The following is an 11943-nucleotide window of genomic DNA, read 5'->3' on the forward strand; positions in this document are numbered from 1 at the left end:
CAGCGCCCTCTCATGCCGGATACCCGGTGATCTCGCGAATGCTCTGGTACAGCGGCTTGAGCTGGCGATACATGCGCAGGTACACCTCGCTGTACAGCCGCTGGTACATCTGCTGCGCCTCGGGCTGTGGCTCGAACACCGCGCCCACCCGAGTCATCGCGCTGATTGCCGTGGGGAAATCCGGGTACAGCCCCAGCCCCACCGCACAGGCAATCACCGCTCCCAGGCCCGATGCTTCATACACATGGGGCCGCTCGACCCGCAGGCCGAAGATGTCCGCCGTGAGTTGCATCGCCGCATCACTCTGGGAACCGCCACCGGCCACCCGCAAGCGGGTGATCTTCAGCTTCGAGCGTTGCTCGATGCGCTCCATGCCCTGGCGCAGGGCATAGGCCAGGCCCTCGAGAATCGCCCGGTAGATATGCGCCCGGGTGTGCACGTCGCCAAAACCGATCATCGCGCCCTTGGCTTCCATCCCCGGCTCGCGGATGCCCGGCGACCAGTACGGCTGCAGGGTCAAACCCATGGACCCGGGCGGCACGGCCTGGACCAGGGCGTCGAACAATTGCTCCGGCTCCAGCCCCTGCTCTGCCGCCTGCTGCACTTCCCGCAGGCCGAACTGCTGCTTGAACCAGCTGACCATCCAGTAGCCACGAAAGATCATCACCTCGCAGTTGTAGTGATCCGGCACCGCCGCCGGGTACGGCGGAATCAGCGGCACCACTTCCAGGTAGCGCGAGCGGGTGGTGGTGATGGTCGCCGTGGTGCCGTAGGACAGGCAGGCCGTGGTGGCGTCCTGGACCCCGGAACCGAGCACTTCACAGGCTTTGTCGGCACCCGCGGCGATCAGCGGCAGGCCCTCGGGAATGCCGGTGTGGCGGCTGGCCTCGGCGCTGATCCGGCCCAAGGTCTCGCCGGGCTTGAGCAGGGTCGGCAATTGCTCCTGGCGCACTGCCAGCGCCTGCCATTTCCAGTCGCTGGGAGCGGCCCAGCGCAGGCGCTTGTAGTCGAACGGCAGGTAGGCCACGCAGCAGCCCACCGAGTCGACGAAGTTGCCGGTCAGGCGATGGGTGAGAAACCCCGACAACAGCAGGAACTTGTCGGTGGCGGCCCAGACCTCCGGCTGCTCCTGGGCCACCCAGTTGGCCTCGGCCTGGGCACGGAAGTAATCCACCGTGGCCTCGGCGCCGATCAGCTTGAACAACCAGCCCCAAGGGCCCTTGATGCGGCCTTCGATTTCACTCTGGCGCTGGTCGAGCCAGAGGATCGCCGGGCGCAGGGCCTGACCCTGGGCGTCGACATTGATCAGGGTGCCGCGCTGGGTGGTCAGCGACACGCCGCGGATCTGCGAGCGGTCGATGCCGGTCTGCTGCCACAGGAGCTGACAGGCTTCGCCGAGCTTGGCCCAGTAGTAGTCCGGATCCTGCTCGGCCCAGCCGGGCTGGGTCGAGTAGTAGGCTTGCAGCTCGACCTTGCCCTTGCCCAGCAGGTTGCCCTGCAGGTCGAACAACAGTGCACGTACGCTCTGGGTACCGTTGTCGATGGCCAGCAGGTAGGCCTGCTTATTGTTGTTGTGGTTATCCATGAGGCTCTCTGGGTTGGGCATCAATGCAAGGCTGACGGCAGGCTGTGATGGCGTTGCCACAAGGTCAGGTAGCGCTGTTCTTCGGCTTGCCAGCGGCTGTCGTCCCAGCCCAGCCGCGGCTGGCACAGGCGGCGGATGGCCGGCAGGTAATCCGCCGCGCCCCTGGCCAGCAGCAGGCCGAGACGAGTGCGGCGCAACAGCAGGTCGTCCAGGTGCAGGACCATTTCCGCCTCGGCGGCAAAGGCCAGCTCCGCCCACAGGGTGTCACTGGCGCCGACGCAGTCAGCGCCCAAGGCTGCGACCAATTGCGCCAGGCGCGGCAAATCGCGGCCGTGGCGCCCGGCCAGGCGCCGCAGCTGGGCGCCGCTGAGCCCGGGAATGTCCAGCGACGCTACCGGCGCGAACACCGCCGAACCGTCATCGCTGACGCTACGGCCAAGCATCGCGGCGCAGGCTTGCAGCACTTCGATAGCCTGAGGCCGGAAGGTGGTGAGCTTGCCGCCGGCCAAGGTCACGCAGCCGGGCTCCTGCCACAGCACGTGCTCGCGGGTTGCATTGGAAGGTTTGCCCTGCTGCTCGGCCCCCGCGGCGGCCACCACTGGGCGCACACCGGCCCAGGTCGAGAGCACGTCGCCAGCCTCGACCCGGGCCTGGGGAAACTGCTGGGCGCAGGCGGCCAGCAGGTAGTCAAGTTCTTCCTGGCTGATACTGGCGCTCTGGTCCAGGTCCTCGCGGTGGTCGAGATCGGTGGTGCCGACCACCGTGGCGCCTTCCCAAGGGAAGACAAACACCGGCCGACCGTCCTCGGCGTGCATGAAGCTGAAGGCCTGGGCCACCGGCAAGCGCCAGCCCGGCAGCAACAGATGGCTGCCTCGCAGCGGTCGCAACTGCCGGCCATTGTCCGTCGCACGCAGGCGTTCGGCCCAGGCACCGGTGGCCACTGCCAGGGCCTGGCAACGCAACTGTTGCGGCGCGCCGCCCTCGCTGTCCTCGATCTCGACGCCACACACTCGCCCGTCCTCGCGCAGCAACTGCGTGACCCGCAGGCCATTGAGGGCCAGTGCGCCGTCGGCCCGGGCCTCGGCCAGCACCCGCATCACCAGTCGTGCATCGTCGGTCAGGGCATCGAGAAAGCTGGTACCGCCCAGCAGTCCCGGCGCCTTCACCCCCGGCGCCAGGTAGCGCAGCTGCTGGGCATCGTGGAAGCGATGAGTGCGCCGCCCGGCCAGGGCGTCATAGACACTCAACAGACCGCCAAACACCTTGGGCCCGGGAAACTTGCCGCGGTAATGCGGCATCAGGAAACTCATCGGTTCCACCAGCCCGGGCGCTTCCTGCAACAGCCGCTGGCGCTCGCGCACCGAGTCCCGGGTCAGGCGCCACTGGCCCTTGGCGATGTAGCGCAAGCCGCCATGGACCATCTTCGACGAGCGGCTGGAAGTGCCCCAGGCAAAGTCCCGTTGCTCCAGCAGCAGGCAGCGCCAGCCACGCCGGGCCGCTTCCCGCAGGATGCCGGCACCGCTGATGCCGCCGCCGATCACGATCAGGTCCCAGGTCTGCGCCGCCAACCCGGGCAGCGCCTGTTGCCGCCATCGGTCGTTCCACTCCTGGCTCATGGCATCACTGCTCCAGCAAGGTGCCGGGGTTGAGGCGCCCGGCAGGATCGAAATGGCGGCTCAGGGCCTGCAAGGTGTCGATCGCCAATGCGCCCTTTTCCCGCAGCAGGTAAGGCGCGTGGTCCTTGCCCACGCCATGCTGGTGGCTGATGGTGCCGTGGTGGTTGACGATGGTCTGGCTGGCCGCATGCTTGAGCGCCTGCCAGCGCGCCAGGGTCGCCGGGTAGCCGGCCGCCGGGCGGAACACGTAGGTGGTGTAGATGCTCGAACCTTCGCCGTAGACGTGGGACAGGTGAGTGAACACGTGCACCTGCTCGCCCTCGGTAGCCAGGCCGTCGCGCAGGCTGCCTTCAATGCGCTGCAGCAGGCCGTCGACATGGCGCCAGTCGGTGGCCGTCTCCAAGGTGTCCACCAGGTAGCCGGCGTTCCACAGGCTTTCCCGCAGGTAGGGAAAACGAAAGCGGTTCTGCGCCCATTTGTTGCCGAGCAAGGTCCCGGTGAACACCCCGCCGAAGGCCTTCAGGTGCTTGCGTGCATGGCGCAGGGACAAGGCATTCTGCTGGCGGTTGCCAGTCACGCCGAAGGTCAACAGGCACTTGCCCACCCCGGCGCCGCGCAGCGCCAGGTATTTCTCCAGCCAGGCGATCTGCGTCGGGTGGCCCGCCAGGGCCAGTTGGGTCTCGGTCTCCAGGGCATTGGACAGGCGCAGCATCGACAGCGGCACCCGGGCCTGAGCCAGGGCGCGCACTGCTTGCAGAGCCTGCTGCCAGTCGGGCAGGAACACCCCATAGAAACGCTCGTCAGCGGGCAAGCGGCTGACCCGAACCTTGACCTCGGAAATGATTCCGAAGCGCCCTTCGCTGCCCAGCACCACTTCGCGCAGGTCCGGCCCGGCGGCAGACGCCGGAAAGGTGGCGATGGGCATCGGTCCGGCAAAAGTCTCCAGGGTGCCGCCGGCGAACAATTGCTCGATGCGCCCGTAGCGCAACGACTGCTGGCCACTGGAGCGACTGGCCACCCATCCACCGAGGGTCGACAGTTCCCAGGACTGCGGAAAGTGCCCCAGGGTGTAACCCCGGGCCCGCAGTTGGCTTTCCACTTGCGGGCCGCTGGCACCCGGGCCGAAGGTCGCCAGCAGGCTGTCTTCGTCCAGCTCCAGCAAGCGGTTCATGCGCGCCAGGGACAGCGTCAGCACCGGGCGTTCGGAGCGCGCCGGGTTGATGTGCCCGGCCACCGAGGTGCCGCCGCCATAGGCAATCAGGCACAGGTCGCGGTCCTCCACCAGGGCCAGCAACTGGCGGATCTGCTCGGCAGTTTCCGGGAACGCCACCGCGTCCGGATAAACCCCCAGCTCGCCTTCGCGCAGCGCCAGCCAGTCGGGCAGGCTCTGGCCACGGGCATGCAGCAGGCGCTCATGAGGGTCAATGCTGTACAGCGAGTGGGCTTGCAGGCGTGACACCGGCACCCTGGACAGCGCCTGCTCCAGGGTCGCCTCCGGCAACCGCTGCCCCGGCCCCAGCCGCTCGGCGAGAAACCCCGCGCCCTGGGCCGGCAATTCGACCACCGTGGTTGCTTCCCCCCAGCCATTCCAGCGTCGCATGCGTGTGTCCTTGTGCTGTTGTTATAGGTCTTGCTTCAGGTTCCCTATAGTAGTCAGCCACTGGGGGCTGTCACGGTCGTATGGTGCCAGTGGGTGTAGCCAATGGCGTCACCCGCCTGGCCCGGCACCGGACAACACCCGCTATTGCTGGCTTTAGCCAGGAGCGCCAATACGCTATGTCAAAGGAGAAATACATGTCTAAGCCAATGAGCACGAAGCACACTTTTCAGTAAATACCACTGACCGGCTTTAGCCCTAAGTCACACAACACAGCCAAGCGTTTAGTTCGCCCTCTTACATCCAGCAAACCCACTTCAGCCACAACACTCGCAAGTACCCCCACATGTCTAGCGCCACTAAAGCCCACAAACCCCAGCCAGCCAACAACACACTAAAAGCCGACACCAGAGCACCTAAATAAACACAAATACCATTAAAGCCCCAACAGATATTGACATTGAAAATTAATTCAATACCATACCCGCCCACTCAAAGGAATGAACCACCATGACAAACCAAGAAGAAAAGATAAAGCTAATGGCTTACAAAGCCTACAAAGCCGACTTTGAGAATGGAAGTACAATCAAACAGTACCAGTACATTCACTCCGTACTCAGCGCAATCTCTTTTACCTTTTTTCTAGCGTTATTCAGCGCTGGTGATGCCAATATAAAAAACAGCCTCTCATTACAGGCTGCAATCATATTATTCTCTATCAGCCTCATCACTAACGTCTTGCTTTTCACCCTTCACTACCTTGGCAGCAGCGACCGTGAAACAATTTGGCAAGCCCATCTGACGGGAGCGTATAACACCCTTGAAACCATGTCCTGGAGTGCTCCTTTCTTCGGCACTCTCGCCTTGATCTGGTTTTATTTCATACCCGCACTGCTCTGTTCAATCTTAACGATATCCATTTTAATTATCGGATTACTCTGCACGCACATACAAATCAAAAAATCCCTAGAAGCGCTTCATGAAGATAAAATATCAGCCATTAACAATGACGACATTGATACATTAAAAAGACTGGACGCGTTCAAATTCAACGAACTCCTTGCAGACGAAGAAAAAATATTCAACCAGTACAACTACGAAATAAGAATAATCAACGAAACATCAAAAACTGATTGCGGACAGCTAATAACACTGCACCATCAAGTCTCACCAGGAGACATTGTAAAAACCGACTATTCAACTAAAAACTCTTTCAAAATCATTGAAATAATACATACAAAAAACCATACGACTTTGAACTGCACAAGAGCAGGTAGCCCTACCAGCGTTCAGACGGACGTTACAGCCTGAACAATACGACATCTCGTAGATATGCTATCCACGGGCGAAGAGCCCACCGTTCGAATATCCGGGTTGATCAACCAATGCCTGCAACCATGAAAACCTGCACACCGCTGTTCTGGTCCACGGACCTGGGCATCGACTACAGCGCCCCGCTCTTGAACCTGAAGGACCTGGTGCCGGTGGTGGGCCAGAAAACCTCGGCGTTCTTTGCTCGCCAGGACCGCATCCAGATCGGCGAAACCCTGCAACTGATCTGGTGCCCGCCGGTCTCCGACCTCAATGGCTGGAGTGAACAGCCTTCGGAGATTGCCCTGAGCCAGCTGTTGCGCGTCAAGATCAGCGGCCCGGCCCAGGCACCGGCAGCACCGCTGCATGCCATCCACCATGGCATGCAGCGGTACGCATTCGACGTCCTGTCCTGCAAGCCGTTGCTAGCCGCCCTGCAAGCACAACCGCTCGACCCCGCCGCGTGGCAACTGGCAAAAATCGGCAGCGCAGCTGGCACCTGCCTGAGCTGGGATGAACTGACCTGGTGTGGGCGCGCCGAGGTCGCAGGGCTGACCTACCTGGTAGCCACTCGCCCTTGCGAAACCTATCTGGAGATGATCGTTGAGGTGAACGAGCAGCAGATTGTCGGGTTGTTTTCGGTCTACCTGAGCCCGGGCGGCGACGATTATGACTTTGGCCGACGGGTGCTTTCAGGGGATGAATTGCGCGCCATCAAACGCGTACTGCAGGTCGCCCAGCCACTGCAGGATTGCCAGGAGGCGTACCTGGCAATCTGAGCTGGCAAGGGGGAAAAATATCCCTGATCAGTACTAACCAGCTGTTTTCACACTTATTTTTTTATTCAGGGGCTTCCCAGAGCGCGCAAAAATTGTTAAATTTGCGCCCGTTCTTGCAGCGGTCCTCCCAAGACCGGTTATCAGCGCAAGTAACGTCGCAATAGCTACAGGGGCGTCGCCAAGCGGTAAGGCAGCAGGTTTTGATCCTGCCATGCGTTGGTTCGAATCCAGCCGCCCCTGCCATTTTCCTTATGTTGGTAAACACACAACTCAGCCGATTGTCATGGCCCGAGTGCCGAACCGTCGCCCTGTTTCAGCCCCACCTTGCTCATGCACTGCTCGATTGAGCCGGCGCCAGGCTGTCTGCAAGCACCTCCAGCAATGCCGCGACCTTGGGCAGGCCTTGGCGGCTTTTCAGCCAGAGCAGGTTGATCACCTGCCCGCGGGTTGCCAGTTGCGGCAGTACTTCAACCAGGGTCCCCTCTGCAAGCTGACGCTTGACCAGCCATGAAGGCATTTGCGCGATGCCATACCCCGCCAACACCGCCATCAACAAACCCTCACCGTCGCCGATGATGCAACTGGCAGGCATTACCCGGCGCTCGATCTCGCCCGGACGGCCAGTGGCGAAGCTCCAGGGGCTGACCCGGCCATCCACCCAGCCGTAGGTGATGCACTGATGCTGCTGCAAGTCGCCAGCAGTCAATGGCGTGCCATGCCTGCGCAAATAATCGGCGGAGGCACAGAACAGATGCCACTCACTGCCCAGCTGGCGCTGCCCCAGTGCCTGCGGCCAAAAGTCCGGGCCGCCGAGCCGCACGGCAATATCGACACCGGCCGCTAGCGGCTCGACCCAATGATCGGAGAACGTCACCTGGGGCTGCAGCAGTGGGTGCGCCTGGGCAAAGCGCAGAATCACCGCCAGCGCCTGGGAACGACCAAAAGCCCCCGGAAGGTCGATGCACACCTTGCCCCGCAGCTCGGTGCTCTGCGCCTGCAACCCCCACTCGGCCTCCTCCAGGTCCGCCAGCACGCCCGTGCAGGTGCGATGGAACGCAGCCCCCACATCCGTCAGCGACAGGCGCCGGGTCGTGCGGTGGAACAGCCGGACCTGCAGCCGGCTTTCCAGTCGGGCAATGGCTTTGCTGATCGCCGACGCCGTCAGGTTCAGCCGTTCGGCAGCGCCCTTGAAGCTGCCGGAGTCGGCGACACAGACAAATACATCGATGCCCTTCAAGCGCTCCGAGGAAAACATGGCGGCTCCTTATTCATGAATTCAGTTCCATCCATTCGATAGAAATCATCATAAAACAGAACAGGATTCCCCAGTAAGCTGGATCGCAGCCCGCCGCTCAATCGGCAGAATTTACAGAGGCACGGATGCTGCGCACCCTGAAAAACTACCCGACCACGATCAACCTGTTGCTCTCAGGCGCCCTGATCCTGACCCTGGCGCGGGCGATCACCCTGCCCTATCTGGTCATCTACCTGGCCAGCCGCTTCCACCTGGACGTGGCCGATATCGGCCTGGTGATTGGCAGCAGCCTGATCCTCGGCTCGGTGCTGAGTCTCTACGGCGGTTTCCTGGTCGACCGAATCGCCAGCTACCGGCTGATCCTGGGTTGCTGCGCAGTATTCAGCCTGGGTTTTATCGGCACCTTTGCCGCCCGCGAGCTGTGGCTGTTCTACCTGTGCCTGGTGTTGATCAACCTGGCTTACGCAGTGCTGGATATCGCGGTCAAGGCCGGGTTTGCCCGGCAGTTGCCGGTGGCTGAGCGCAGCGAAGCGTTCTCGATCAAATACACCTTGAGCAATATCGGCTATGCCGTCGGCCCCTTTCTCGGGGCCGGGCTGGCCACGCTGGACATCAGCCTGCCGTTCCTGTTGTCCAGCGGGCTGGGCGCGGGGTTCTTCTGCCTCTACCTGGCGCTGGGCGACAGGCACCTGAACAGCCGCGATGCGACGCACCCGCCTATGGCCTTCCTGGCGCTGGGAAAACAGCTGCTGCGCGATTACCGCCTCGTCTGCTTCACCCTGGGCGGCTTGCTCAGCGCCGTGGTCTTTGGCCAGTTTTCGGCTTATCTCTCGCAGTACCTGATGGTCACCACCTCACCTGAAGCCACCTACAGGATCATCAGCAACCTGGTAGCGACCAACGCACTGCTGGTGATAACCCTGCAATACAGCATTGGCCGAAGGATTTCCCAGCGGCACCTGGGGCGCTGGCTGGCGGCCGGCTTGAGCCTGTTCATGCTGGGGGTCGGCGGCTTCGCCCTGGCTACCAGCCTGCCGCTGTGGATGCTGTCCATGGCCCTGTTCACCCTCGGCGAAATCATCGTGTTTCCGGCCGAATACATGTTCATCGACAGCATTGCTCCCGAGCCTCTGCGGGGGCTGTATTACGCCGCGCAAAATCTCTCGAGCCTCGGCGGGGCCCTGGGCCCGATCCTCTGCGGCATGCTCCTGGCGACCCAGCCACCCCACGCGATCTTCTACATGCTGGCGCTGTTTATCATCGCCGGTGGACTGTTCTACTGCCTGGGGGCCGCCAACCCGGGCCAGGCCAGGGCCAGGGCCGCGGGTTGACGCTCGCCAGCGTCAGGCAAGCGCCCTGCCCAGGTGCCTGGCAATGCGCGCCAGGACGTTCATGCAGTGTGCCGAAACCACCAGGGGCGGCTCGTTGATCATGTACAGCAGGTGGTCGAACGCGATGCCGGCCTCGTTATGCTCGAGGTAGTCCAGGACGATAGCGTGCCCCTGCTCCAGCCCCGCCTGAGCCAGCACATGCTCTTGCGGCACCGGACCGAGTTGCTCGTAGGCACGCCGCATCAGACTGGATACTTCAGCCAGTGCCTCGATGAAATCGGCGCGCAAGTCGTCTGTTGATGCAGGCACGTGCAGATACTCCTTATTGGCCTGGAGACCCTCCAGCCGTCGATCAGTTGTCATCGGCCAGTCCAAGCAGCTCGCGCCGGACTTGCCGGGCAATCGCCGCAAAACCCCGGCCCGTACCGCGGTTGCGCGTCGAGTGGTTGAGGCTGCTGGTGACGTCCTGCCAACACTCCACCGTTTCAACCTGCTGGTGTGCAGCATCGGTATCCATTTCAAAATCGATGAAGCGCTCGTCCTGGGTCAGCAACCGGCCAAACAGACTGCACATCCCGGGAAAGTCGATATCCAGCGCGAGGACCACGGTTGCCGCCCAGTCCACCCCCTGGGCCTCGGCGTAACGGCGTAACGCCATGGGAACCCCTTCATCCCGCCAGGCCCGGGCCGTGCACTCAAGCGCATGGGCGCTGAGGGCATTCTGTTGCTGGACATTAAGCTGACGCTTTTTCAGCAAGCGTTGAATATCCATATCGATCCTTATTGCTCCAACTCCTGATCCAGGGCCTTCAGGGCCCGTTGCGTGACCTGCTCGATATAGCCCGGGTCAGCATAAATGCGCGCGAGCAGGATCGCGCCTTCGTAATCCGCCACCGCTTGACGTCCCATGGCCAGGGCCTGGGCCGGGTCGAAACGGCTCTGGTACAGGTGCGCGAGAGTCCTCGCCCACTCATCGAGAAAGTTGCGAATGGGCACCATGAGTTCGGCCTTGCCATAGGTTGCGTCGACCGCGATCACGCCCATCAGGCAGCCCGTGGCCTCCCCCTGAAACAGGCGCAGGGCCTTGCGCCCCATCTTTTCCAGGCGCTGCGCCGGGCTCAGCGTTGCGTCGAACGCCACGGCGAACAAGGTCTGGCTGATGGCCTGATGGGTCCACTCCAGTACATCCCGGAGCAACGATTCCTTGTTCGGGTAGTGATGATAGAAAGACGCCTTGGTCAAGCCACAGGCGCTGGCCAGGGTGTCCATGGTGGTGCCGTGATACCCCAGGCGCCTGAAGGCAGTGGCACATCGCTGGAGCAATTCATCACGAGAGATTTTGGGCGGTCGCACGGGGGTTCCTGCTGTCGATCACGGCCAGTGATTCTAGGCCATAAGCCAGCCCGCCTCAATTTGACGGTTACCGAATGTTTGTTTAGTTTACTCAAAGCAAACACTTGGTCAGTAACTTCCGGGCATTGCAGCGGCTTTCCAGAGCGGCCATTGAGGAGCACAACCATTGAAAACCACAACCGGCACTCCGCCCCCTTCGATCCCTTGCGAAAGCCTGGTCCTCGTTGCCCGTGACGGCTACCGCCTGGCTGCCCTGCGCTACCTCGCCGCAGGCCAGGTCAAGGGCAACCTGCTGGTGGCCAGCGCCACCGGCGTACCACAGCGCTTCTACCGACGCTTCGCCGAGCACGCGGCGCGCCAGGGTTTCAATGTCCTGACCCTGGACTACCGCGGGATTGCCCAGTCCAAGCCAGACAGCCTCAAGGGGTTTGCCATGGCCTACCTGGACTGGGCCCACCTGGACCTGGCAGCGGCCGTCGACCTGCTAAGCCAGGAGGCGCTACCGCTGTATTGGGTCGGTCACTCTTTTGGCGGCCACGCCATTGGCCTGCTGCCCAACCATCAGGCACTCACCGCCTGCTACAACCTGGGCACCGGTGCCGGATGGAGCGGCTGGATGCCGAGGACCGAAGCCCTCAAGGTGCGCCTGTTCTGGAACCTGATCATGCCGCCGATCGTTGCCTGGAAAGGCTACATGGCCTGGAGCCTGCTGGGCATGGGCGTTGATCTGCCGCTGGGGGTCTACCGGGACTGGAAGCACTGGTGCACCTACCCGAACTACTTCTTCGACGACCCCGCGATGCCTTATCTGCCAGCGCTTTACGCCAGCGTCCGCACGCCCTGCGTGTTTGCCAGCGCCGTGGACGACCTGTGGGCTCCGCCCCGTTCCCGCGACGCCTTCGTCAAGCACTACCGCAACGCACCGCAAATCCACCTCGACCTGCAACCACGGGCCGGGGCCAGGCCTATCGGCCACATGGGCTACTTTCGCGACGACTCGATGCCGCTCTGGGATGAAATCCTCGACTGGCTGCAGGGCCACCGCACCCTCCCCTCCGAGGCCCGCGCGGATGCCACGGCTCCCGCCTGCTCCTGAGATCGCCACGCAAGAATAAA

The 11943-nt window shown here is 62.5% G+C and carries 11 protein-coding genes and 1 tRNA gene; 5 read left to right on the top strand and 7 right to left on the bottom strand.

Annotated elements, in window-relative coordinates; genetic code table 11:
* Positions 1-10 precede the first annotated feature (10 nt).
* Genes GV819_RS07880 through GV819_RS07890 form a run of 3 tightly spaced genes read right to left on the bottom strand, consistent with a single transcriptional unit; the run spans position 11 to position 4801 of the window.
* On the bottom strand, positions 11-1585 hold the full coding sequence (locus GV819_RS07880; RefSeq protein ID WP_161755191.1) for an FGGY-family carbohydrate kinase: 1575 nt from the start codon (positions 1583-1585) through the stop codon (positions 11-13).
* A gap of 20 nt (positions 1586-1605) precedes the next feature.
* Positions 1606-3201, bottom strand: a complete 1596-nt coding sequence (locus GV819_RS07885; protein ID WP_161755193.1) for a glycerol-3-phosphate dehydrogenase/oxidase — start codon at positions 3199-3201, stop codon at positions 1606-1608.
* A gap of 4 nt (positions 3202-3205) precedes the next feature.
* A complete protein-coding gene (locus GV819_RS07890; RefSeq protein ID WP_161755195.1) occupies positions 3206-4801 on the bottom strand; it encodes an FAD-binding oxidoreductase in 1596 nt (531 codons plus the stop codon).
* A 507-nt stretch (positions 4802-5308) separates the two neighbouring features.
* On the opposite strand from GV819_RS07890, the gene GV819_RS07895 reads away from it, so the two are divergent.
* From GV819_RS07895 to GV819_RS07905, 3 genes are all read left to right on the top strand, one after another.
* On the top strand, positions 5309-6109 hold the full coding sequence (locus tag GV819_RS07895; RefSeq protein WP_161755197.1) for a hypothetical protein: 801 nt from the start codon (positions 5309-5311) through the stop codon (positions 6107-6109).
* 86 nt (positions 6110-6195) lie between these two features.
* The gene (locus GV819_RS07900; RefSeq protein WP_256667403.1) at positions 6196-6888 is read left to right on the top strand and encodes a hypothetical protein; all 693 of its coding nucleotides are present in this window, start codon (positions 6196-6198) and stop codon (positions 6886-6888) included.
* 168 nt (positions 6889-7056) lie between these two features.
* Positions 7057-7131: transfer RNA gene (locus tag GV819_RS07905), tRNA-Gln, on the top strand.
* Between the two features lie 85 nt (positions 7132-7216).
* On the opposite strand, the gene GV819_RS07910 is transcribed toward GV819_RS07905, so the two are convergent.
* The gene (locus GV819_RS07910) at positions 7217-8143 is read right to left on the bottom strand and encodes a LysR family transcriptional regulator (protein ID WP_161755201.1); all 927 of its coding nucleotides are present in this window, start codon (positions 8141-8143) and stop codon (positions 7217-7219) included.
* A gap of 125 nt (positions 8144-8268) precedes the next feature.
* Between GV819_RS07910 and GV819_RS07915 the strand changes: the two genes are divergently transcribed.
* Entirely contained in the window at positions 8269-9474 is a 1206-nt protein-coding gene (locus GV819_RS07915; protein ID WP_161755203.1) for an MFS transporter, read from the top strand.
* Positions 9475-9486: 12 nt separating this feature from the next.
* On the opposite strand, the gene GV819_RS07920 is transcribed toward GV819_RS07915, so the two are convergent.
* Genes GV819_RS07920 through GV819_RS07930 form a run of 3 tightly spaced genes read right to left on the bottom strand, consistent with a single transcriptional unit; the run spans position 9487 to position 10827 of the window.
* A complete protein-coding gene (locus GV819_RS07920; RefSeq protein WP_161755205.1) occupies positions 9487-9783 on the bottom strand; it encodes a hypothetical protein in 297 nt (98 codons plus the stop codon).
* A 43-nt stretch (positions 9784-9826) separates the two neighbouring features.
* A complete protein-coding gene (locus GV819_RS07925) occupies positions 9827-10246 on the bottom strand; it encodes a hypothetical protein (protein ID WP_161755207.1) in 420 nt (139 codons plus the stop codon).
* Between the two features lie 8 nt (positions 10247-10254).
* A complete protein-coding gene (locus GV819_RS07930; RefSeq protein ID WP_161755209.1) occupies positions 10255-10827 on the bottom strand; it encodes a TetR/AcrR family transcriptional regulator in 573 nt (190 codons plus the stop codon).
* Between the two features lie 166 nt (positions 10828-10993).
* Between GV819_RS07930 and GV819_RS07935 the strand changes: the two genes are divergently transcribed.
* Entirely contained in the window at positions 10994-11923 is a 930-nt protein-coding gene (locus GV819_RS07935) for an alpha/beta hydrolase family protein (RefSeq protein WP_161755211.1), read from the top strand.
* Positions 11924-11943: the final 20 nt, after the last annotated feature.

It is taken from the genome of Pseudomonas sp. Fl5BN2, from assembly GCF_009908205.1.
In the GTDB taxonomy this organism is placed as follows: domain Bacteria; phylum Pseudomonadota; class Gammaproteobacteria; order Pseudomonadales; family Pseudomonadaceae; genus Aquipseudomonas.

Coding starts and splice junctions, on each gene's coding strand:
- GV819_RS07910 (WP_161755201.1), bottom strand. CDS start 8,143: ATGTTTTCCTCGGAGCGCTTGAAGGGCATCGATGTATTTGTCTGTGTC.
- GV819_RS07880 (WP_161755191.1), bottom strand. CDS start 1,585: ATGGATAACCACAACAACAATAAGCAGGCCTACCTGCTGGCCATCGAC.
- GV819_RS07900 (WP_256667403.1), top strand. CDS start 6,196: ATGAAAACCTGCACACCGCTGTTCTGGTCCACGGACCTGGGCATCGAC.
- GV819_RS07885 (WP_161755193.1), bottom strand. CDS start 3,201: ATGAGCCAGGAGTGGAACGACCGATGGCGGCAACAGGCGCTGCCCGGG.
- GV819_RS07925 (WP_161755207.1), bottom strand. CDS start 10,246: ATGGATATTCAACGCTTGCTGAAAAAGCGTCAGCTTAATGTCCAGCAA.
- GV819_RS07915 (WP_161755203.1), top strand. CDS start 8,269: ATGCTGCGCACCCTGAAAAACTACCCGACCACGATCAACCTGTTGCTC.
- GV819_RS07895 (WP_161755197.1), top strand. CDS start 5,309: ATGACAAACCAAGAAGAAAAGATAAAGCTAATGGCTTACAAAGCCTAC.
- GV819_RS07890 (WP_161755195.1), bottom strand. CDS start 4,801: ATGCGACGCTGGAATGGCTGGGGGGAAGCAACCACGGTGGTCGAATTG.